This window comes from Oceanibaculum nanhaiense, assembly GCF_002148795.1.
Classification (GTDB): Bacteria; Pseudomonadota; Alphaproteobacteria; order Oceanibaculales; family Oceanibaculaceae; genus Oceanibaculum; species Oceanibaculum nanhaiense.
In genome coordinates this window covers 45,950-68,632 of the sequence record NZ_MPOB01000009.1, presented here as the reverse complement: position 1 = coordinate 68,632, position 22,683 = coordinate 45,950, and the positions used below count along the sequence as shown (strand labels likewise).

Here is a 22,683-nt window from a genome sequence, read left to right as displayed (position 1 = left end):
TCGGCGCGGACGCACCTCAGGAGACGGCCATCAGCCTGTCGGCGGGCAGTTTCAGCGTGACCCTGGTTCCTCTGCCAACCTCGCTAACCAGTTCCAGCGTGCCGTTATGCAGCACCGCGATGGCCTGGCTGATCGTCAGGCCGAGGCCGGTGCCGCGATCGTCATGCTCGGTCTTGGCGTGCAGTTGCTTGAACGGCATCATTGCGATCTTCGAGTCGGCAGCACTCATCCCGATGCCACTATCGATGACAGAGATGGCGAGCCAGCCGCGCGAATCGATCTCGCTGCGCACCAGAACGCGGCCGCCCGACGGCGTGAATTTCACCGCGTTTGACAGGAGATTGAGAAAAAGCTGCTTCAGCTTGGTTTCGTCGCCGATAACGAAAGGAAAAATACAGGCCGGATCGACCTGTATGCTCACCTGCCCCAAGGCTGCGCGCTCGCTGATAATCCGGATCGAGGACTGCACCACCCGTCCGACATCGACCTGGCGCTCGTCGAGCGTCATCTCGCCAGCCTCGATCTTCGACAGGTCGAGAATATCGTTGATGATGCCGAGCAGGTGACGGCCGCTCTGCATGATATCCTCGGCATAGTCGCGATACCGGTCATCCAGCGGCCCGAACAGCTGATTGACCATGATCTCGCTGAAGCCGATCACGGCGTTCAGGGGCGTCCGCAGCTCATGCGTCATCTGCGCCAGGAACTGCCGGGCCGTGTTCCGCTCCGTCTCCGCCTGCAATCTCGCTCTGTGCAGGGTCTCTTCGCGTTCAAGCAAGGGCCGGCGGTCGCGCAAATAGACAATATGCTCGCGCGCTTCCTTTCCGGCACGGAGCGGCAGCAGCAGCACCTCGATGGGCACGTCGGCATCTGGTCCGCTTAGCTTGCCCGACAGCCAGGAAATTCCTTCCTTACGCTGCGCATCGATACTGACGACACGCGCGAAAGGCTGGCCATGGCAGAATGCAGGGTCGTCGATTCCGATCAATCGGGATAAAGCAATATTCGAATCGCGAACGACCCCGCCCTCAATGAGCAGGATAGGCTCCGGATAGAAACTTACCCAGTGCCCCAGACGCTCTTTGAGGAGTCCAGCCATGCAATGTCTATTGTGATGTGATGTTAAATGCCTGCCAACTTTAGGCTCTATTACTTTCGAGAGCGTTAATTTTTGGGTTGGTCAGGCGAAATAAGGGCACTTCCCCTATCAGAACGGGATTTCCCCTATCAGAACGGAATCTCATCGTCCAGATCGCTGCCGCCCCGTGCGGGACTGCCTGCCGGACCACTCGCCGCACCGCCCGAATAATCGTCCTGGGCCGATTCGTAGCCGCCGCCAGAACCACCGCCAGAACCACCGCCCGACCCGCTGCCGCCATCGGCCCGGCCATCGAGCATCGTCAGTTCGCCACGATAGCGCTGCAGAACGATCTCCGTCGTGTATTTCTCCTGGCCACTCTGGTCCTGCCATTTGCGGGTCTGCAGCGAGCCTTCGATATAGATCTTCGAGCCCTTGCGCAGATATTTCTCGGCGATCTCGATCAGGTTCTCGTTGAAAATCACGACCCGGTGCCATTCGGTGCGCTCGCGCCGCTCGCCGCTCTGCTTGTCACGCCAGTTCTCCGAGGTCGCGAGCGCCAGATTCGCCACCTTCTGACCGTTCTGCATGGACCGGATTTCCGGGTCGCGCCCCAGATTACCGATCAGAATGACTTTATTGACGGACCCAGCCATGTGTTTCCCCAAACCTCAAGAATCGATACAAATCAAACGAAATCATAGACAAAGCGGCGCCAGCTCAGTGCCAACAACCACCGGAAGAAGCGACTTTACATGCAAAGGGCGTTCAGATGCCACCTGGTAGTCATTCCGGTTCCGTACCAACTTCACCCCGCAAGAAATACACTTGAAGTTTCCTGACGCAAATTTTCTTTGTTCTTTTTTTGTTCTAATGTAGGCTAGCAATTGAAAGGTGGCAAGAAAGCAATTCGCCCGCCATATAGTTCTGGCCACAACCTCCCGAGACGGTTTGCCCCATGCAAGAGACCATTCGCGTTCGCGGTGCCCGCGAGCACAATCTGAAAAGTGTCGATGTCGATCTGCCGCGCAACAGCCTGACGGTCATCACCGGCCTGTCCGGCTCCGGCAAGTCATCGCTGGCCTTCGACACGATCTATGCCGAGGGACAGCGCCGCTATGTCGAGAGCCTCTCGGCCTATGCCCGCCAGTTCCTGGAACTGATGGGCAAGCCGGACGTGGACCTGATCGAGGGGCTGTCGCCGGCGATCTCCATCGAACAGAAGACAACCTCGAAGAATCCGCGCTCCACCGTCGGCACGGTCACCGAGATCTACGATTACATGCGCCTGCTGTTCGCGCGTGTCGGCATCCCCTACTCGCCCGCCACCGGCCTGCCGATCGAAAGCCAGACGATCAGCCAGATGGTCGATCGCATCGTGGCGATGCCGGAAGGCACGCGGCTGTATCTGCTGGCCCCCATCGTGCGCGGCCGCAAGGGCGAATACCGCAAGGAATTGCAGGAACTGCAGAAGCGCGGCTTCACCCGGGTGAAGATCGATGGCGAACTGTACGAGATCGACGAGGCGCCGGCGCTGGACAAGAAGCGCAAGCACGATATCGAGGTGCTGATCGACCGCCTGGTGGTGCGCGAGGGCCTGGCGACGCGGCTCGCCGATTCGCTGGAGACCGCGCTGGAACTGGCCGACGGCCTGGCCATCGCGGAGAATGCCGATGGCGGCGAGCGGACGGTGTTCTCCGCCAAGTTCGCCTGCCCGGTCAGCGGCTTCACCATCGATGAGATCGAGCCGCGGCTGTTCTCTTTCAACAACCCGTTCGGCGCCTGCCCGGCCTGCGACGGGCTGGGCACCAAGATGTATTTCGATGCTGATCTGGTGGTGCCGAACGACACGCTGAGCCTGGCTGAGGGCGCCATAGCCCCCTGGGCCAATTCGACCTCGCAATATTACAAGCAGACGCTGAAAAGCCTGGCGAAGCATTACGACGTGAAGATGAACACGCCGTTCCGCGACCTGCCGGAGGCGGTGCGCCAGGGCATCCTGTTCGGCACCGGGGCGGATGCGGTCGAAATGACCTTCGACGATGGATTGCGCAAATACACCACGAACAAGCCCTTCGAGGGCATCGTCACCAATCTGGCCCGGCGTTTCCGCGAGACCGACAGCGCCTGGGTGCGCGAGGAGTTGGGCAAGTTCCAGGGTGTCAGCCCCTGCGAGACCTGCGGCGGCCAGCGCCTGAAACCCGAGGCACTGGCGGTAAAGCTCGACCGGCTGAACATCTCGGAAGTAGCGGAATTCTCCGTTGCCGAGGCGCATGACTGGTTCGGCAGCCTCTCCGATAAGCTGACCGACAAGCAGAATGAGATCGCGCTGCGCATCCTGAAGGAGATCAATGAGCGGCTCGGCTTCCTGATGAATGTCGGGCTTGAGTATCTCACCCTGTCGCGCGCCTCGGCGACGCTGTCGGGCGGCGAAAGCCAGCGCATCCGGCTTGCCTCGCAGATCGGTTCCGGCCTGACCGGCGTGCTGTACGTGCTGGACGAGCCGTCCATCGGCCTGCATCAGCGCGACAATGACCGGCTGCTTGGCACGCTGCGCCGGCTGCGCGATATCGGCAACACGGTAATCGTGGTCGAGCATGACGAGGATTCGATCCGCGCCGCCGATTATCTGGTCGATATGGGGCCGGGCGCCGGCGCGCATGGCGGCAAGGTCGTCGCCTGCGGCACGCCCGAAGAGGTGATGCAGAATCCGGCAAGCATCACCGGCCAGTACCTGACCGGCATGCGCGAGGTGCCGGTGCCAACAAAGCGCCGCAAGGGCAAGAAGGGCCATATTCTGCGGCTGGCCGGCGCTACCGGCAACAATCTGCAGAATGTCTCGGTCGATATCCCGCTCGGCACCTTCGCCTGCGTGACCGGCGTGTCAGGCGGCGGCAAATCGACCCTGATCATCGACACGCTGTACAAGGCGCTGGCCAGGCGGCTGCACAATGCGCGCGAGCATGCCGCTCCGCATGACCGCATCGAGGGGATCGAGCTGATCGACAAGGTAATCGACATCGACCAGTCGCCGATCGGCCGCACGCCGCGCTCCAACCCCGCCACCTATACCGGCGCCTTCACGCCGATCCGCGACTGGTTCGCCGGATTGCCGGAAGCGAAGGCGCGGGGCTATGCGCCCGGCCGCTTCTCCTTCAATGTGAAGGGCGGGCGCTGCGAAGCCTGCCAGGGCGATGGCGTCATCAAGATCGAGATGCACTTCCTGCCCGATGTCTATGTCCAGTGCGACGTCTGCAAGGGCAAGCGCTACAACCGCGAGACGCTGGAAATCCACTTCAAGGGCAAATCCATCGCCGATGTGCTGGACATGACGGTGGAGGATGCGGCGCAATTCTTCCAGGCCGTCCCCTCGATCCGCGACAAGATGGAAACGCTGGAACGGGTCGGGCTCGGCTATGTCCATGTCGGGCAGCAGGCCACCACCCTGTCTGGCGGCGAAGCGCAGCGCGTGAAGCTGGCCAAGGAGTTGTCGCGCCGGGCCACCGGCCGCACCCTCTACATCCTCGACGAGCCCACCACCGGCCTGCATTTCGAGGATGTGAAGAAGCTGCTGGAAGTGCTGCACGCGCTGGTCGAGCAGGGCAACACGGTACTGGTGATCGAGCATAATCTGGAGGTCATCAAGACCGCCGACTGGGTCATTGATCTTGGCCCAGAGGGCGGCACCGGCGGCGGCGAGATCGTCGCCATCGGCACGCCCGAGGAAGTGGCCGAAAACCCGCGCAGCCACACCGGACGCTACCTGAAGCCCTATCTCAGCCGGGCGCTGGAGAAAAAGCTGGCGTAACGGGCCTACACCGCCGCCAGCCGCTGCAGGGCCGCCGACAGCTTGTCACGGGTGGCCTCGGCGTCGGCCTTGCGCTCCTGGTTTTCCTCGACCACCTCGGGCGGCGCCTTGGCGACGAAATTCTCGTTCGCCAGCTTGGCGGCGATCTTCTTGATCTCCACCTCGACCTTGTCGATCTCCTTGGTCAGGCGCTGCTTTTCCACCGAAACGTCGATCAGGTCGGCCAGCGGCAAGGCCAGCGTGGCCTCGTCGAGGACGATCTGCACCGCGCCCTTGGCGGTGTCATCCACCGTCTCGACCCCGGAGAGTCGGGCCATGCGCAGGATGATGTCGTTATGCGAGTCGAAGCGCGCCAGGGTGGCGGCGCTGGCGCCCTTCACCTGCAGCGGCGCCTTGGCGGCGGGCGGCACATTCATGTCGCTGCGCACCGAGCGGATATCGCTGATCAGACGGACCAGCCATTCCATCTCGGCATCCGCCTCCGCATCGATCAGGCTGTCCGGCAGTTCTGGGAAAGCAGCGGAAATCAGCAGCCCGCCCCGCTTCTCGGCAAGCGCGTTCCACAGCTCCTCGGTGATGTAGGGCATCATCGGATGCAGCATCAGCAGGATCTGGTCCAGCGCCCAGCCGGTCATGGCGCGGGTTTCGGCCTTGGCGGCCTCGTCCTCGCCCAGCAGGATCGGCTTGGTGAATTCCAGATACCAGTCGCAGAAACTGCCCCAGACGAACTGGTAAGCCGCCCCGGCTGCGTCGTTAAAGCGATAGGTTTCAAAGGCCTGTGAAATCTTCTTCGCCGTTCGCACCACCTCGCCGGCGATCCAGCGGTTGACCCGCTGCTTCGCCGTGGCGGGATCGAATCCGGCGACCGGCTGTGCCCCGTTCATCTCACAATAGCGCGCTGCGTTCCACAGCTTGGTGGCGAAGTTGCGATAGCCCTCGACCCGGCTCTCGGCCAGCTTGATGTCGCGCCCCTGCCCGGCCTGCGCCGTCAGGGTAAAGCGCAGCGCATCGGCGCCGAACCGGTCGATCAGGTCCAGCGGGTCAATGACATTGCCCTTCGACTTCGACATCTTCTGGCCGCGCTCGTCGCGCACCAGGGCGTGGATATAGACCGTCCTGAAGGGGATATCCTGTTCGAAATGGATACCGGCCATCATCATGCGGGCGACCCAGAAGAAGATGATGTCGAGGCCCGTGACCAGTACGTCACCGGGATAGTACCGCTTCAGCTCCGGCGTCTCCTCCGGCCAGCCCAGCGTGGAGAACGGCCACAGCGCCGAGGAAAACCAGGTGTCGAGCACGTCGGGATCGCGGGTCAGTTCTACCGGCTTGCCATAATGCGCATCGGCGGCGGCGGCAGCTTCTTTCTCGGTTTCCTCGACGAAATATTTGCCATCCGGCCCGTACCAGGCGGGGATCTGATGGCCCCACCAGAGCTGACGCGACACGCACCAGGGCTGGATGTTGCGCATCCACTCGTAATAGGTCTTTTCCCACTGCTTGGGCACGAACTCGGTCTTGCCGGTCTCCACCGCCTCCAACGCCGGCTTGGCCAGCGTGGCGGCATCGCAGAACCACTGGTCGGTCAGCCAGGGCTCGATGGCGACGCCGGAGCGGTCGCCATGCGGCACGGTGTGCGGGTGGTCCTCGATCTCGACCAACAGGCCCAGCGCCTCGATATCGGCGACGATCTTCTCGCGCGCCTTGTAGCGGTCGAGGCCGCGATAGGCCTCCGGCACGTTCTCGTTCATCCGCGCCTCGCGGTCGAGAACGTTGATCATCTCCAGATTGTGCCGCTTGCCGACCTCGAAATCGTTGAAGTCGTGCGCCGGGGTGATCTTCACTGCACCGGTGCCCTTTTCCGGGTCGGAATACTCGTCAGCGATGATCGGGATCAGGCGCCCGACCAGCGGCAGTTCGACCATCTGGCCAACCAGATCGGTGAAGCGCTCATCCTCGGGATGCACGGCTACGGCAGTGTCGCCCAGCATGGTTTCCGGGCGTGTGGTCGCCACGGTGATCGAGCGGCCGCTGCCATCGGCCAGCATGTAGCGGAAATGCCAGAGCTTGCCCTTCACCTCTCGCGGCTCGACCTCGAGATCGGAGATCGCCGTCAGCAGGCGCGGATCCCAGTTCACCAGCCGCTTGTCGCGGTAGATCAGGCCTTCCTTGAACAGCCGCACAAAGACCTTGCGCACGGCATGCGACAGGCCCTCATCCATGGTGAAGCGCTCGCGCTCCCAATCGGCCGAGGCGCCCAGCCGGCGCAGCTGGTTGATGATGGTACCGCCGGATTCGGCCTTCCACTCCCAGATTTTCTCGACGAATTTCTCACGACCGAGATCGTGCCGGGTGATCTGCTGCGATTCGAGCTGGCGCTCGACCACCATCTGCGTCGCGATGCCGGCATGGTCGGTGCCGGGCTGCCACAGCACGTCATAGCCCTTCATCCGGTGATAGCGGACCAGGATGTCCTGCAGGGTGAAGGTCAGCGCGTGGCCCATATGCAGGCTGCCGGTGACGTTCGGCGGCGGCATCATGATCGTGTAGGGCGTCTTGGCCGAAGTCGGGTCGCAGCGGAAGGCGCCGCTCTTCTCCCATTCCGGGTACCATTTCGCCTCGATCGCGGCCGGCTCGAAAGTCTTGCCCAGCATTCTCGAAAATCCTCGGTTTCGTCTGGTCTGCTATGGAATGGCTTGAGGCGCTTTATCTACGCCAAGCGGCCCGCCCTGCCAACGGCTAACACCAAACACCGCCGGTCATCCCTGCGGGATGGGCGGATCCGATGGGGCGGTAAATCGGTTCAGTCTTCCGGGTGGCGCTGACCCTGCCGGGCGATCCGCTCGATCTCCTCGCGGACCAACCTCTCGACGATATGCGGCAGGTTCTTGTCGAGCCATTCCTTCAACATCGGGCGCATAACCTCTTTGGTTAGCGATTCCAATGTCTTGTGGCCTGCCCCGATGGGTAGTTCCGGATGCCGTGCCTCAAGCGAGGAGGTCAGGTTCGCAAAGGCGGAAACGGCTTCCTCGCGCTTCGGCGGGGACACCAGCCCCTCATCCTCGTCCTCTTCCTCGAAAACCGGCGGAGGGGCGGCCTGCGCCCGCCGCTTCTGTTCCTCGAACAGCGGCTCGGCTTCCGGCTCGTCTTCGAGCTTCTCGGTCAGATCGAGAATATCTTCCTCTTCCTCGTCCGGGACGAAGGCTTCTTCTTCTATTTCGGGTTCGAGCTCGGGTTCCGGCTCTTCGGCGGGAACCGCCTCGAAATCCACTTCCGGTTCGGGTTCCGGCTCGGCTACGGGCTGCGGCTTCGGCGCAGGCTTGGCAGCCTTTGGTGCCGGTTCAGGCTCGGCTTCGTCTGCCGCGCCGTCTTCGGAGATAATGCGCCGGATCGACGCAAGTATCTCCTCCATTGACGGTTCTTCTGCCTTGTTTTCGCTCATCTTGCCGCCAGATAATGATATTTCGTTTTACAGTAGAACAGAATATGCCCCTTGGCTAGCATCCGGCGAAATTCGTCGGGCCTGCCGGTAATACCGGATCAATCCTCGGAAATATCAAAGCCCCACCAGCGGCCGCGAGTCTCGCGGTAGTGCTTCTCGAAATCGTAGAGCTGAACCTGAAGCCCGAGGTCCCTGGCCGTCAGATGGCCGATGGCCGTCTGCAATTGCAGCTTATAGACAATCTCGTCACGCTGTGCCGACACCAGGCTGACCTGGGCGTTCAGCAGCTCCTGCTCCGCATCGAGAATGTCGAGAATGGTGCGCGACCCGACCTTCGCCTCTTCCTGCACGCCATCGAGGGCAATCTCCGCGGCACCGATGACGGTCACCAGCGAATCGATGCGGGCCTTGGCCGCCTCCAGATTATCATAGGCCGCCGCCGCATCGGAAACGGCAGTGCGCCGCGCATCCTCCAGCGCGTTCTGGGCACGCATCTCCTGCTGCTTCGACTGCCGGACGCGGGAACTGACCGACCCCGACTGGTACAGCGGCACGCTCACCGTCGCGAAGATAGAGGCCTCATCAGTGCGCGAATCGCGCAGCTGCTGGTTTTCGAAGCGGCTGACCTCAGCGCTCAACGTCACCTGCGGCAGGGTCTCGCCGAAAATCTGTCTGGTCTGCGCCGCGACAGAATCGATCGAGAAACGCTGCGTCAGCACGTTCGGATTGTTGCGCGCGGCCTCGGCCAGAACGGCTTCGCGGTCTTCCGGCGTATCCAGTGGCACGTTAGGCTCGCTGAGGCGCGTCGGGGCAATGCCGACGACCTGAATGAACCCTTCACGCGAGGCCGCAAGCTGGCCTTCTGCAGCGACGCGATCCGCCTGCGACTGGGCCAACCGCGCTTCGGACTGCGCCACGTCGGTGCGCGTTACCTCGCCGACATTGAACTGATCCCCCGTCGCCTCCAGCTGGCGCTGCAGGCGCTGCACGTTGTTAACGCGCAATTCCAGCGTCGCCTCATCGCGGATCACGTTCATATAGGCCGTCGCGGCGCGCAGAAAGACCTGCTGCTCGGTGGAGACAAGCTGGGCACGCTGCGCCTGGATGCTGGCTTCCGCGCGATCGGTCTCAGCAGTGGTGCGGCCACCACGATAGAGCGGCTGATTCACCGCAAAGGTGGCGCGGGATGGCGTCCGCGTATTGCTGCTCTGCGTGTCTTCGTTGCCGAAACGCTCGACTTCCGTCGTGGTCTTGCCGATTTCGCCGGATACGCTGACGGTCGGCCGCCAGTTTGACAGCGCTTGCGCCAGGCTTTCATCCGTCTCGCGCAGCCGGGCACGCTGGGCCTGCAGCACCGGGTTGGTCTCGTAGGCCAGCGCCAGGGCCTCGCTCAGCGTCTGGGCGGATACCGGCGACGGCAAGACGAACCCGGTGGCCAGCGCAACGACCGCGGCGCCACCCAGCAGCAGACCGCGCCAGCCAGTACGGCGCGCCGGATCAGCCATGGTCTGGTTTGCGCCGGTAAGCTTTGGCAACATCATGAGGCCTTTCAGATTTGGCGACAGAATATCCAAGGAAAACAAAGTGGGTAACCGTAACCCAGACCGGCTTAAAAGACGAACCCCAATTCCTTGGCGAAGCCCGGCAAAAGCGGAGTCGAGGCATCGAACAGCACGCGGCGCGAGGCCACGCCCCCCGTCTTGGTGACGATCACCGCCCGGCCGACACCGTTCAGTTGCCCCGGCTCGCGCAGCACGGCCAGCAGCCGGCCGCCCTCGGCCAATTGATCGACCAGCACGCCGGGAATGGTCTCAACCGCGCCGTTCAGCACGATGGCGTTATAGGGCGCCTGCTTGGCATAGCCATCCGGCATGGCGCCGTGGATAACGGCGGCATTGTCGCAATTCAGTTCGGTCAGCAGGCGATTGGCCTCATCGACCATCGGCTCCACCGCGTCCAGCCCCAGCACGGAGGCCGCGAGGCGCGCCAGAATCGCCGTGGAATAGCCCGTGGCACAGCCGATATCCAGCACGGCGTCGGTGGCGGCGATGCGCGCCTCCTGCAGCAGCCGGGCCAGCACCACCGGCTCCATCAGATGGCGCTGCTCGCCAATCGGCAGGTCTTCATCCAGATAGGCGATGCCACGATAGGCCTTCGGGACGAACAGTTCGCGCGGAACCGTCTCGAAAGCCTCGATGATGGCCGCATTCGTCACCTTGTTGGTGCGAAGCTGGCTCTCGACCATATTGTGTCGCGCGGCCGCAAAATTCGTCATGATTCTACCCGGCAAGTGTCTGACGATATCGAACGGATTCAAGCCTATCGATAGGCGACCGCAGCCGCCGTGCGCAGTTATATCCCCCTCCCCGTCCCCTGACAACGCCCGGACAGGTCTGCACACAAAACGAAATAAAAAAGGGCGCGTCCTGCGACGCACCCTTTTCTTCGAATTGGCTCCCCGGGACGGATTCGAACCGCCGGCCAAGCGGTTAACAGCCGCTTGCTCTACCGCTGAGCTACCGGGGATCAGCAACAGCGCGATATCCCGCTGCGATCCTTGACGAACCGTTGTGCGGTCCGCCTTGGGAGGCCGGCCTTATAGCAAAGCCCCCTCCCGCTTTCCAGCCCGAATTCGCTGCCGTCGAAAATTAGCGGCAGCATCGGTCCGGTATCCGGCAAACGGAAGCCGCTGGAGGCCCGGGCCGGAATCGAACCGACGTACAAGGATTTGCAGTCCTCTGCATAACCACTCTGCCACCGGGCCGGCGGCGACGGCCGTTTGACCGTGGGGCGGAAGATATAGGCTCCGCGCGCCGCTGCGGTCAAGCGCTCTTGGCGGTTATCTGCACGTGAAGGTCACAGCCTGTCGGACGCGGACGGCTTGCGCCAGAAACTGTCGCTTGCCTGCAGCCGGCGCCACAGCTTGTCCAGTTCCCTGCCGTGCTCCCACGCAGCCCTTCCATGCCAGCCCAGCACGAGACCGACCGCATGGCCGCGCTGGACGTTCCGTTGGGCATCCTTACCGGAATTGCCCGCACCTTCTTTCGGTAACAGCAGGTTCTCGGCAACCGCCACATCATTCATATGGCCCAGCACTTCCTGCAGCGCCGCCAGCCTTTTCAGATAGGGGCCGGTCTTCTTGCGCGGATAAAGCTCAGAAAAAAATTCCGCCGCATAGCGCATCTTTTTCACGTGAATACGCAGGAGATGCCGGTCCGCGGGAGGGCCGGCCAGCAGGCGTTTGCCATTCTTGCGCAGCTTGCGGCCGCGCTGTTCCAGCAGCGCATCGGCGAAGTCACGCGCCGGCGCGAAGAGCTGCGCACCGGTTTCCGTCAAATTCTGCTCCCGCCAGCCTGCCTCGGCGATCCAGCGGCTGAGGTCGAGCAGCAGCCGCGTGTAGCGGCGGTCGGCAATCGCCGTCCGGGCACGCTCATAGGCCTGCGCACCGACCAGGTCCGCGTCCTTCAGCAGGCCCGCCATACCGGGGGCCGTCGAAAAACGCGCCTGGACGGGCCGCACGATCTCGTCGCGAAACACATCATAGTCCCTGGCCGTGCCCAGCTCGCCGGCCAGCCATTTCAGCTCCGCCTTGAAATGCTCCGTCTGCGCCGCCGGCAGGACCGGCGTGAAAACCGTGAAAAGAGAGCGCAGGCGGCGTAATCCGACCCGCATCTGATGCACGCCTTCCGGATCGTCGCCCTGGCAGACGATGACCTCGTTGGCGAGTATCTGCTTGAGGCAGCTGCGCACGCTGAGGGCCAGCACATCCTCCAGCATCATCTGGCGGCTAAGCGCGGGTTTTTCCGCCTTTTCCGGCCGGGGCTGGCGGTCCAGCAGCAGGTCATAGCCCCGCTTCGACTTGCCGCCATGGGCAACGCGCAGGGGAACATGCGTCAGCAGCTCCTGCGCCAGATCGAACACAAGTCCGACCGGACCGTCCACCAGTTCGATCTCCAGCTCGCACAGCGGCGACTGTTTTTCGCCGACCCGTACCGCCCCACGGTCGAGGCAGAGTGTCATCCGCCCGCCGCCATAGGTGATGCTGCGTTCCCAGCGCCGTATGTCGGTTTCGAAGATCGGCGCCAGGCCTTCCGCAACCGCCTGCTCGACCAGCCTGCGAAGCGCTGCATCGGCAATACGTTCGGGCACCGGAACCGCATGGGGCAGCGCCTCGGGGACCGGCACTTCCAGCTCGTCGCGCTGCACGAGGCCGGCGGCATAGGCGCCGCGGGCCTTGACCGCCTGGATATTCTGGCGGCCCTGGCGCCGCACCCGCAATTCGACCCCGGCGCGGGCAAGCTGCAAATCCGGCGTATCGAAATAGATTGCCCGCAACTGCCGGCTGACAGTGCGGCTCGGCGCATGGGCCTTCCACAGCGGATGCCGCCACAGGCGCTCCGCCAGCGCCGGATCGAGGGCCAGCTTCAGCTCGGTTTCCCGCGGGCGGCCGCTCTCGTGCCCGCCCCCTGTTCGCCTCTCGTCACCAGACATTGCCACGACAGCCTCAAATCCAACTATGGCAACAACGCCCTATACGAATCCTGAAATTGGTGCAATCGCGGCAGGGAAAAAAGCCATTCCTCAACTGTCACAATTCTGTAATGCACGAGGGTGAGAATTCGTCCGGCGCCTACACCAGATCCTTCGGGCTTGTGAAATTGCGCAGCTCAGCCGCTTTCCAGCTGACTTCCGCCCAGGGCTGCTTCGGCAGGGACAGGACGGCGAGAGCGCCGGTTGGGTATTTCTCCGCCATGCCGGCACGCAGTTCTTTTGCGCCGCTTCCCGCCAGGGCCAGGGCGAACTCTTCCAGAGCCGGATTGTGGCCGACGATCAGTGCCGATCCGGCGGTCTCCGGCAGGTCGCGTACCAACGCCAGCAGTGCCGCCGAATCCGCACGATAAATCGCCTTGTCGATGGTCAGGGCCGGCTTGCCGGCAAGGCGCGGACGCACCTGATCCAGCGTCTCCAGCGCGCGCCGCGCGGTCGAGCACAGGATCACGTCCGGCCGGAAACCGCACTGCGCGAAATAGAGCCCCATGACGGTCGCCGCGCGGAACCCGCGTTCGTTCAGCGGCCGCTCTTCATCCTTCAATCCCGGATTGTCCCAACTCGATTTCGCGTGGCGAAGCAGGTAAAGCGTCTTCATACGTGGCGGCATCCCTGATGGTGTTTTGCGATTTATATGGTCATGCCTGGGAGAAAGCGGAAGTGACAAATTGACTTCGACAGAGGCGAAAGGGCATTGTCCGCAAGGGCGTAGCGCCCTGAATCGCCGACTATAGCCCGAACTTTTCCGGAAGACCGTTCCACCGATGACGAGCGCACCTCAGACATTGCGCGGCAGGTAACGTCGATGCCCTCCTTCGAGATACGCGCTCCCGGCCCGAACGATATCGACGCTATCGTCGATCTTAGCCGCGAACTGTTGCAGTTTTACGGGGTCACGCCGCCGCTGCCGCGCCCCGACATGATCCGCAAACTGAAATCCGCCCTGAATGGCGACCGGAAAACGGTCGAACTGCTGCTGGCGATGGATGGCGACGAGCCGCTCGGCATGGTCGCCTTCAGCGAGATCTATGCCGTCGCAATCTGCCGAAACTCCTTGTTCATTCAGGATATTTTCGTGACCAAGCGGGCGCGTGGCCTCGGCGTCGGACTGGCATTGATGCGCGCGCTGGCAGAGGTCGCCCTGCAGCGCGGCGCCTTCCAGATCGACTGGACCGCCGACAGCTGGAACGAGGAAGCAAGGCGCTTCTATGAAGGCATGGCGACGCTGCTGAAGGCGGAGAAAATCTTCTACCGGCTGGCAGGCGGCAATCTGCGGCAATTCCTCGACGGCGCCCAGGACCCGGCAATCGCCGCGAAATAGGCCGTTTTCAGATATTATTGAATGGCATCGGCGGCGGGGCTAGGCTCCGTGCTTCCTTAACGATCCTGTGGAGTTTCCCCGATGAGTTACGCCAAGCCCGACGCCCTGGTCTCGACGCAATGGCTGGCGGACCATCTGGACGACCCTGCCGTGCGGATTATCGATGCCAGCTATTACCTGCCGGCCATGAAGAAAAGCGGCCGCACGGAGTTCGAGGCGAAGCACATCCCCGGCGCCGTATTCTTCGACATCGACGATATTTCCGCCGAAGGCATGGATCTGCCGCACATGATGCCAAGCCCCGAGAAATTCTCGGCCAAGGTCCGGCAGCTCGGCATCGGCGATGGCGTGAAGGTTGTCGTCTATGACCAGTTCGGCCTGATGAGCGCGGCGCGCGCCTGGTGGATGCTGCGCGTCTTCGGCCACCGGGATGTCGCCGTGCTGGATGGCGGCCTGCCGAAATGGCTGGCCGAAGGCCGCGCCGTCGCGGCCGGCCCCAGCCAGGCGGAAGAAAAGCACTTCACCGCCCGGCCGAACGAGGCGCTGCTGCGCCGGGTCGATCAGGTGAAAGCCAATCTGGACAGCAAGGCCGCGCAGATCGTCGATGCCCGCTCCGCCGGCCGCTGGCGCGGCGAGGAGCCGGAAGTCTGGCCGGGCCGCAAAGGGCGGATTCCGGGCAGCCTGAACGTGCCCTTCACCGATCTGCTGAATCCCGAGGACAAGACCGTGAAGCCCGCCGAGGCGCTGCGTGCCCGGTTCACCGAGGCGGGTGTCGATCTCAACAAGCCCATCGTGGCGAGCTGCGGGTCGGGCGTGACGGCCTGCGTGCTGGCGCTTGGCCTCTACCTTGTCGGCCGCGACGATGTCGCGGTCTATGACGGCAGCTGGGCCGAATGGGGCAAGCGCGACGATACGCCAGTGGCCGTGGGGGCGGCCGTGGGATGAGTCTCTCGATCCGGCCGATGCGGCCCGACGAGGCTGACGAGATCGCCGCCCTCTGGCGCAAATGCAACCTCACCGTCTCCTATAACGATCCCGAAGCCGACATCGCGCGTGCCCGGGCGAACCCCAGCAGCGAGATTCTGGTTGGCGAGGAAGCCGGCCGAATTGCCGCCACCGCCATGGTCGGCAGCGAGGGCCATCGCGGCTGGATGTATTATGTCGCCGTTGATCCGGACATCCAGGGCGGCGGCCATGGCCGCGCCATGGTGAAGGCGGCGGAGGACTGGCTGGCGGAACATGGCATCTGCAAGGTCATGCTGCTGGTCCGGCCGACCAACATGAAGGTAAAGGCGTTCTACGAGAAGCTGGGCTATGCCGAGGAAGAGCGCAGCCTGCTGACGCGCTGGCTGCGCGGCGGCCCCGGCACGGACGCCGCCCCCGCCGAGCAGTGGACGATAGAGACCACCGTCACCTATCTGGAAATGCGCCAGCAGCCGACTCGCCCGACAGTACCGGCACCGTCCGGCCTGCGGCTCAGCCTGCAGCGGGCAGAAAACCCGACCGTGTCGTTCTACCGCTATCTCTACAACAGCATTGGCGCGCCCTGGGCCTGGGTCAATCAGCGGCTCTCCTCGGATGCGGAGATCGCCGCCACGATCCAGGACGAGAATGTCGATCTCTACGTGCTGTCGGTGGCCGGCGTGCCGGCCGGCATGGTGCAGCTCGACCGCCGCGAGGCGGATGTCGTAGACCTCGCCTATTTCGGCCTGATGCCGGAATTCATCAGCCGGGGACTTGGCGGCTATCTGCTGAACTGGGGCATCGACCAGGCCTGGAGCAGCAGCCCCGGCCGGGCCACCCCGGGCAAGGTGACGGTGAACACCTGCGACCTCGACCACCCGCGCGCCCTGCCGCTCTATCAGAAAATGGGGTTCCAGCCGGTACGCCGTGAAACCCACCGGCTGCCGCACCCGCATCTGTTCGGCCTGGAAGTACCCGCGCACCGGCGCTGACACCAGCCCGCAAAACAGAAAAGCCGGCGATGGGCACCCCACCGCCGGCTTTTTATTGTATTGGCGACCGCGCTCAGTGATCCAGAATCTGGCTCAGGAACAGCTTGGTCCGGTCGGATTTCGGGTTGGTGAAGAATTCCGACGGCACGTTCTGCTCCACGATCTCGCCCTGGTCCATGAAGATGATGCGGTCCGCCACCTTGTTGGCGAAGCCCATCTCATGCGTGACCACCAGCATGGTCATGCCGCTTTCGGCCAGCCCGACCATGACGTCCAGCACTTCCTTGATCATCTCCGGGTCGAGCGCCGAGGTCGGCTCGTCAAACAGCATGATCGACGGGTTCATGCACAGCGACCGCGCGATCGCCACGCGCTGCTGCTGGCCGCCGGACATCTGGCCGGGATATTTATCCGCCTGTTCCGGGATCTTCACCCGTTCCAGGTACTGCATGGCGATTTCCTCGGCTTCCTTCTTGGGTATCTTCTTCACCCAGATCGGCGCCAGCGTGCAGTTTTCCAGCACGGTCAGATGCGGAAACAGGTTGAAGCTCTGGAACACCATGCCGACATCGCCGCGGATCGCGTCGATGTTCTTCAGATTGCTGTCCAGCGTCACCCCGTTCACCAGAATGTCGCCCTTCTGATGCTCCTCCAGCCGGTTGATGCAGCGGATCAGGGTCGATTTGCCGGACCCTGAGGGGCCGCAGATCACGATCCGCTCGCCCTTATAGACCGAGAGGTTGATGTCCTTCAGGACATGAAACTCACCGAACCATTTGTTCACGCTCGCCAGTTGGATAACAACCTCGTTCTGGATCAGTGACTTGATATGGTTTTCGGTGTCGCTCACCGCTTCGACGCTCATGAATGACTCCCGTTCCTAGCGCCGCGCCTGACCGGCACCCAGAGTACGCTCCAGGTGCTGGCTGTACCGCGACATCGCATAGCAGAAGATGAAGAAGACGAAGGCCCCGAACACGAAAGGCTCCGTGTGCAACCCGTTCCATTGCGGGTTCTGGCTGACCGCTTTCAGCATCAGCAGCAGATCATAGAGGCCGATGATCGAGACCAGCGTGGTGTCCTTGAACAGGCCGATGAAATTGCTGACGATGTTGGGGATCATCAGCTTCAGCGCCTGCGGCATGACCACAAGCCCCATCATCTTCCAGTAGCTGAGACCCATCGACTGGGCCGCCTCATACTGGCCGCGCGGGATAGCCTGCAGGCCGCCGCGGACGATTTCCGCCATATAGGCAGCCGCGAACAGGCAGACCGCGATGATCACCTGGATCAGCTTGTTCAGCACCATCGTCTCCGGCAGGAACAGCGGCATCATGGTCACGGCCATGAACAGGATGGTGATGAGCGGCACCGAGCGGAACAGCTCGATGAAGACGATCGACGCCGTGCGGATGACCGGCATCTTTGACCGCCGGCCAAGTGCCAGCACGACCCCCGCCGGCAAGGCGGTGGTGATGGCGATGCCCGAGATCACCAGAGTCAGAAAGAGGCCGCCCCAGTTGTTGGTCGGGATCTCCCGCAGCGTCCAGGGCATCTGGATCGCGAACACGATGGCAAGCGCGACCAGGAAGGCCCCGACCAGGACATTGCGTTGTACCTTGAGGTCGGCATCATCGCCCTTCCCCGCCAGCCCCAGAATCGTCGCCGGCAAGGAGCGGCCGGTGAACAGGCAGCAGGCGACATGCAGCCAGATCGACAGGAAGGTGACGATGGCCGCTGACAGCATGAGCTGCACGAAGAGGCCCTTGTCCCCGCCGGCGAACATGTAGCCGGCGAAAAACGGAAAGACCAGAACCGCGCTGATGCCGATGCCGATCTTGCCGGTGACGCGGGGAATCCAGCAGGGCGCCATCCACGCGGCCAGCGCCACGAAGCTGAAATTCACCCGCCACTGCTCCAGATAGGGGTAGCGGCCATACATGAAGGCGTTGAACCAGTGGAACACGCCAGCCCAGCAGGCACCGTCGGGGCTGGTGTCCAGGCACTGTCGGCGGCTGTCCGCCTTCCACACCGCCTTGGCAATCCCCCAGTCATAGAGATTGCTGAAGAAGTAGAAGAGCAGCCAGGCCGCCAGGATCGTCAACAGCGTGTTGTACCAGCTGTTGAACAGGTTGCGGCGCAGCCAGCCCACCGGCCCCACCGTATTGGGTGGCGGCGGCAGGCTGGGTTTCGGCCGGAACGTTACTTCGGTGGCATCGGTATTGGCCATCGCTCAACGCTCCTTCAACTGGACGGACTTGTTATAGACGTTCAGCGCCGAGGAAATGCTGAGACTGACCGTCATGTAGAACAGCATCACCATGGCCACGATCTCGATCGCATAGCCGGACTGGTTCAGCGAGGTCTGCATGAAGACCGAGACCAGATCCGGGAAGCCGATGGCGACCGCCAGGGACGAATTCTTCACCACATTCATCCACACGCTGATCAGCGGCGGGATGATCGCGCGCATCGCCTGCGGAATGACGATCAGCCGGACCGTCAGGCTGGGGCGCAGCCCCAGCGAATAGGACGCCTCCGTCTGGCCGTGGCCGACCGACTGGATGCCCGCGCGCACATTCTCCGCGATAAAGGCCGAATGATAGACCACCAGCGCGATCAGCAGCGCGCAGAAGGCAGGCGGAACGCTCGTGCCGCCCGTGAAATTGAAGCCCTGCAGCACCGGATAGTCGAAACTGAGCGGCGCGCCGGTAACAAGGAAAACCGCCAGCGGCAGCAGGATCAGAAGCCCGAGTGACGGCCAGAGGATATTGATCCGGTGCCCCGTCGCCAGATGCCGCCGCTTGGCGAAATTCGCCAGCAGCAGGGTCGCGGCGACGCCAACGACAATCGCCAGCATGGTCAGCCAGAACAGCTCGCCCGGAATCGGCGCCGGCATGTAGAAGCCGCGATTGTTCAGCTCGAAAGCGCCCAGAATAGCCAGGCTGTTGCGCGGCTGCGGCAGCACCGAAAAGACCGCGAGATACCAGAACAGGATTTGCAGCAGCAGCGGTGTGTTGCGCAGGATCTCGACATACCAGCCCGCCAGCTTGGCGATCAGCCAGTTGCTCGACAGCCGCAGGATGCCGACAATGAAGCCCACGATCGTCGTGAAGAATATGGCGACGACCGAGACAATCAGCGTGTTGGTGATGCCGACGAGATAGACCCGGCCGTAATTGTCCGTCGGTTCGTAGGGAATGATGTGCCAGGCAATCGCAAACCCTGCCGTATTGCCCAGAAAGTCAAACCCCGAACTCATGCCGCGTGTCGCGAGATTCTGTGACGTCGTGGTAAACAGGAACCACCCACACCACATGATCACAGCGAACGCGACGATCTGATAGAAGACGGCGCGGTACCTCTCGTCATTCACCATCGAGGCGAACGACATCTCCCGCGCCGGCGATCCTTTTTCCAGCATCGCCATCCCAGAACTCCGCAAAAATAAACTGTGTTACGAAGAACGCCCGGCCGGGATAATCCCAACCGGGCGCTTGTTCGTAGTGCTTACCGGAACGGCGGGGCGTACATCAGCCCGCCCTCGGTCCACAGCGCGTTCTGCGATCCGGCGCGCGGGATGCCGATGGCCCCCGGGCCTTCGCCCATGTACTTCTCGTACACTTCGCCGTAATTGCCGACATGCTTGATGATGTTGTAGGCCCAGTCCTTCTCGAGACCGAGACCCTTGCTAAGCTCGCCCTCGACGCCGAGGAAGCGCGCGACCTCGGGATTCGGCGGGCTGGCCTTCATCTGATCGACATTCTTCGAGTTGACGCCGTATTCCTCGGCCGCAATCAGCGCGAAGACCGACCAGCGAACGATCTGGAACCACTGGTCATCGCCATTACGCACGGCCGGGCCAAGCGGCTCCTTGGAAATCGTCTCCGGCAGGATCACGTGGTCGTTCGGATTGGCGAACTTGGCACGCGTCGAGGCCAGACCCGACTTGTCATTGGTGACCGCATCGCAGCCGCCCTGATCGTAGGTCTGGTCGCGAACATTGTTGTCCTCGAACACGATCGGCTTCAGATCCAGGCCGAGGGTCCGGCTGTAGTCGGTCATGTTCAGCTCGGTCGTGGTGCCGGTCAGCACGCAAACCGTGGCACCCTTCAGCTCCTTGGTGCTCTTCAGACCGAGCGACTTCTTAACCATGAAGCCCTGGCCGTCATAGAAGTTGATGTTGGCGAACTTCAGACCGAGCTGCGTGTCGCGGAACAGCGTCCAGGTCGCAGTGCGCGACAGCATGTCGGATTCACCGTTGGCCAGCGCGGTAAAGCGCACAGCACTGGTCACTGACTGGAATTCGACCTTCGACGGATCGCCGAAGACGGCCGTCGCGACGGCCCGGCAGATCGAGACATCGCTACCGGACCAGTTGCCATTCTGATCGAGCATGTAAAAGCCCGGCGACGGAATGCCAACCTGGCACCGCAGATGGCCGCGCGCTTTGATCTGTTCGAGTGTGCTCTGGGCCGCCGCAGTCCCGGCCGTGACGGCAAAACCCGCCAGCAGACCGAGTCCGAGACCCAAAAGGCTCAGCTTTTTCATCCTGAAACCACCCCTGTTAATTATGGTTTATCGTACAGCCCGCAAAGGCCGGTATGGAGTGCATAGCAAACCGCGCGCCAAACCGATCTTCCCGGTATCGAACAAAATTCCGGCCTTTTCTCCGACCTTGTTGCCCAAATTCCGATCAACTGCCGAAGTTCTAGGCCCTCGTTATTCGATGGCAGGTATTCCACCATGCCATGGCAACATTTGGCAAGCATTCGACTCGAAACACGCGGCACGAAGTACGAGAAGCCTTGTTTTCCAGGGTACTCAGGCCGAAAACTTCATGACAGGCAGCAGGGCTTGACACCAGTTTCCAAGCGCCTCTAGGTAACGGTCAGCCCGATTGGCCTTCACGCATCAGCCCTCCTCAGCCCATGGGAGCCACCAGAAATGAAGAACACTATGTCCAAGGAAACCATGCTGGCCCATCTGGGGCGGAAGGTTGCGACCGAGAACCGGATCATCAATACGCCGGTCTTTCACGCCTCGACGATCACCCACAAGACGCTCGAATCCTGGGAAAACCGTAACCGCGACCTGTATCGCGACATGGCCTATGGCCGGTACGGAACGCCGACCAGCTTTGCCCTGCAGGAGGCAATGGCGGAAATCGAAGGCGGCGACCGCGCCCTGCTTTACCCGTCGGGCATGGCGGCGATCGCAGCGTCGATCCTGGCCTATGTGAATGCCGGCGATCATATTCTCGTCTGTGATGTGGTCTATGCGCCGACCCGCAAATATTGCGAGAGCGTGCTGGTGAAGGCCGGTGTGGAGACGACCTATTTCGCGCCCGGCATCGGCGCCGGCATCGCCGAGCTGATTCGGCCGAACACGAAGCTGGTCTATGTCGAATCGCCGGGCACCCACACTTTCGAGATCCAGGACATCCCGGCCATCGCCGAGGCCGCGCACAAGGCCGGCTGCGTGGTGCTGCACGACAATACCTGGGCGACTCCGCTCTATTTCGACAGCTTCAACAAGGGTGTGGATGTCTCGATCCACGCCGCAACGAAATATGTCGTCGGCCATTCCGACGCCATGCTGGGCATCGTGGTCACCAAGAACGATCATTTCGCGCCGCTGTCCGCGGTGACCAGCGCGATGGGCTATTGCGTGGCCCCGGACGACGCCTATCTGGGCCTGCGCGGACTGCGCACCATGGCGGTGCGGCTGAAGCAGCACCACCAGAACGGGCTGGCCGTCGCCGAATGGCTGGAGAAGCGGCCGGAAGTTTCCCGGGTGCTGCACCCTGCCCTGCCCGGCAATCCGCATCACGCCCTGTGGAAGCGCGATTTCACCGGCGCCAGCGGCCTGTTCGGCGTGGTGCTGAAGGATGCACCGAAGTCCGCGCTGGCGGCGATGATCGAAGGGCTGGACCTGTTCTCCATCGGCGCCAGCTGGGGCGGCTATGAAAGCCTCATCACCACCTGCTATCCGCCGCGCACCGTAGAGGCCTGGAACCCGGAAGGCCCGTTGCTGCGCCTGCATATTGGCCTGGAGGACCCGAAGGACATCATCGCCGACCTGGAGGCCGGCTTCGAGCGGATGAACAAACTCAAGGCCGCCGCATGAGCGAGACGCTATTCGACATCATCAAGTTTGATGCGAACGGATTGGTCCCGGCCATCGCCCAGCAGCACGATACCGGCGAGGTGCTGATGATGGCCTGGATGAACCGCGCCGCCATCGAGCAGACGCTGGCCACCGGCCACGTCTGCTACTGGTCGCGTTCCCGCCAGGCGCTGTGGCGCAAGGGCGAAAGCTCCGGCCAGGTGCAGTCCCTGAAGGAACTGATCGTCGATTGCGACGGCGACACCCTGCTGCTGAAGGTCGATCAGCTGGGCGTCGCCTGCCATACCGGGCGGCGCAGCTGCTTCTACCGCGCCGTGCGCGGCGGCGAGCTGGTCGAGATCATGCCGGTCGAGGTCGATCCGAAGGCGCTGTACGGCGGCTGCGGCCACCAGCACTGACGCA

General features: G+C 62.7%; 18 protein-coding genes and 2 tRNA genes. 6 read left to right on the top strand and 14 right to left on the bottom strand.

The genetic code is table 11. The annotated features are described in order from the left end of the window. Window positions 1-16: 16 nt before the first annotated feature. Together BKM74_RS15035 and ssb are read right to left on the bottom strand one after the other, a co-directional pair. Window positions 17-988: a sensor histidine kinase gene (locus BKM74_RS15035; protein WP_176342557.1), complete on the bottom strand. Its 972-nt coding sequence runs from the start codon at window positions 986-988 to the stop codon at window positions 17-19. Between the two features lie 239 nt (window positions 989-1,227). Next, complete coding sequence (gene ssb, locus BKM74_RS15030; protein WP_086466530.1) at window positions 1,228-1,734, bottom strand: single-stranded DNA-binding protein; 507 nt, start codon at window positions 1,732-1,734, stop codon at window positions 1,228-1,230. A gap of 302 nt (window positions 1,735-2,036) precedes the next feature. Here ssb and uvrA point away from each other — a divergent pair, with 302 nt between their 5' ends. Next, window positions 2,037-4,886, top strand: coding sequence for an excinuclease ABC subunit UvrA (gene uvrA / locus BKM74_RS15025; protein WP_086466529.1), 2,850 nt, complete (start codon window positions 2,037-2,039; stop codon window positions 4,884-4,886). Between the two features lie 5 nt (window positions 4,887-4,891). Here the strand turns inward: uvrA and BKM74_RS15020 are convergent, their stop codons facing one another. The 8 genes from BKM74_RS15020 to BKM74_RS14985 form a co-directional block, all read right to left on the bottom strand. Beyond that, the gene (locus tag BKM74_RS15020) at window positions 4,892-7,540 is read right to left on the bottom strand and encodes a valine--tRNA ligase (protein WP_086466528.1); all 2,649 of its coding nucleotides are present in this window, start codon (window positions 7,538-7,540) and stop codon (window positions 4,892-4,894) included. Window positions 7,541-7,689: 149 nt separating this feature from the next. Next, a complete protein-coding gene (locus BKM74_RS15015; protein WP_086466527.1) occupies window positions 7,690-8,328 on the bottom strand; it encodes a DUF2497 domain-containing protein in 639 nt (212 codons plus the stop codon). A 98-nt stretch (window positions 8,329-8,426) separates the two neighbouring features. Continuing rightward, entirely contained in the window at window positions 8,427-9,833 is a 1,407-nt protein-coding gene (locus BKM74_RS15010) for a TolC family outer membrane protein (RefSeq protein ID WP_176342556.1), read from the bottom strand. A gap of 104 nt (window positions 9,834-9,937) precedes the next feature. Continuing rightward, on the bottom strand, window positions 9,938-10,603 hold the full coding sequence (locus tag BKM74_RS15005; protein ID WP_086466525.1) for a protein-L-isoaspartate O-methyltransferase family protein: 666 nt from the start codon (window positions 10,601-10,603) through the stop codon (window positions 9,938-9,940). A gap of 176 nt (window positions 10,604-10,779) precedes the next feature. Beyond that, window positions 10,780-10,854, bottom strand: a tRNA-Asn gene (locus tag BKM74_RS15000). Window positions 10,855-11,018: 164 nt separating this feature from the next. Next, window positions 11,019-11,092, bottom strand: a tRNA-Cys gene (locus BKM74_RS14995). A 92-nt stretch (window positions 11,093-11,184) separates the two neighbouring features. Beyond that, window positions 11,185-12,819 carry a CYTH and CHAD domain-containing protein gene (locus tag BKM74_RS14990; protein ID WP_086466524.1) on the bottom strand — a complete coding sequence of 545 codons (1,635 nt, stop codon included), beginning with the start codon at window positions 12,817-12,819 and terminating at the stop codon, window positions 11,185-11,187. A 139-nt stretch (window positions 12,820-12,958) separates the two neighbouring features. Continuing rightward, window positions 12,959-13,474 (bottom strand): SixA phosphatase family protein, encoded by a 516-nt coding sequence (locus BKM74_RS14985; protein WP_176342555.1) that lies wholly within the window; start codon window positions 13,472-13,474, stop codon window positions 12,959-12,961. Between the two features lie 207 nt (window positions 13,475-13,681). Between BKM74_RS14985 and BKM74_RS14980 the strand changes: the two genes are divergently transcribed. The 3 genes from BKM74_RS14980 to BKM74_RS14970 all read left to right on the top strand — a co-directional run bounded on the left by BKM74_RS14980 (window position 13,682) and on the right by BKM74_RS14970 (window position 16,152). Next, complete coding sequence (locus tag BKM74_RS14980) at window positions 13,682-14,197, top strand: GNAT family N-acetyltransferase (RefSeq protein WP_086466522.1); 516 nt, start codon at window positions 13,682-13,684, stop codon at window positions 14,195-14,197. A gap of 81 nt (window positions 14,198-14,278) precedes the next feature. Next, window positions 14,279-15,142, top strand: a complete 864-nt coding sequence (gene sseA, locus BKM74_RS14975; protein ID WP_086466521.1) for a 3-mercaptopyruvate sulfurtransferase — start codon at window positions 14,279-14,281, stop codon at window positions 15,140-15,142. Further along, a complete protein-coding gene (locus BKM74_RS14970) occupies window positions 15,139-16,152 on the top strand; it encodes a GNAT family acetyltransferase (RefSeq protein WP_086466520.1) in 1,014 nt (337 codons plus the stop codon). The genes sseA and BKM74_RS14970 overlap by 4 nt, the downstream gene beginning before the upstream one ends. A gap of 73 nt (window positions 16,153-16,225) precedes the next feature. On the opposite strand, the gene BKM74_RS14965 is transcribed toward BKM74_RS14970, so the two are convergent. From BKM74_RS14965 to BKM74_RS14950, 4 genes are all read right to left on the bottom strand, one after another. Continuing rightward, entirely contained in the window at window positions 16,226-17,017 is a 792-nt protein-coding gene (locus BKM74_RS14965; protein WP_086466519.1) for an amino acid ABC transporter ATP-binding protein, read from the bottom strand. A 15-nt stretch (window positions 17,018-17,032) separates the two neighbouring features. Further along, entirely contained in the window at window positions 17,033-18,382 is a 1,350-nt protein-coding gene (locus BKM74_RS14960; RefSeq protein ID WP_086466518.1) for an amino acid ABC transporter permease, read from the bottom strand. A gap of 3 nt (window positions 18,383-18,385) precedes the next feature. Then, window positions 18,386-19,582 carry an amino acid ABC transporter permease gene (locus BKM74_RS14955; protein WP_086466517.1) on the bottom strand — a complete coding sequence of 399 codons (1,197 nt, stop codon included), beginning with the start codon at window positions 19,580-19,582 and terminating at the stop codon, window positions 18,386-18,388. Window positions 19,583-19,662: 80 nt separating this feature from the next. Continuing rightward, window positions 19,663-20,703: an amino acid ABC transporter substrate-binding protein gene (locus BKM74_RS14950; protein ID WP_086466516.1), complete on the bottom strand. Its 1,041-nt coding sequence runs from the start codon at window positions 20,701-20,703 to the stop codon at window positions 19,663-19,665. A 396-nt stretch (window positions 20,704-21,099) separates the two neighbouring features. On the opposite strand from BKM74_RS14950, the gene metC reads away from it, so the two are divergent. Both metC and hisI read left to right on the top strand, forming a co-directional pair. Beyond that, window positions 21,100-22,281: a cystathionine beta-lyase gene (gene metC / locus BKM74_RS14945; protein WP_086466515.1), complete on the top strand. Its 1,182-nt coding sequence runs from the start codon at window positions 21,100-21,102 to the stop codon at window positions 22,279-22,281. Then, window positions 22,278-22,679 carry a phosphoribosyl-AMP cyclohydrolase gene (gene hisI, locus BKM74_RS14940; protein ID WP_086466514.1) on the top strand — a complete coding sequence of 134 codons (402 nt, stop codon included), beginning with the start codon at window positions 22,278-22,280 and terminating at the stop codon, window positions 22,677-22,679. Before metC ends, hisI begins: the two co-directional genes overlap by 4 nt. The last annotated feature ends 4 nt before the right edge of the window (window positions 22,680-22,683 follow it).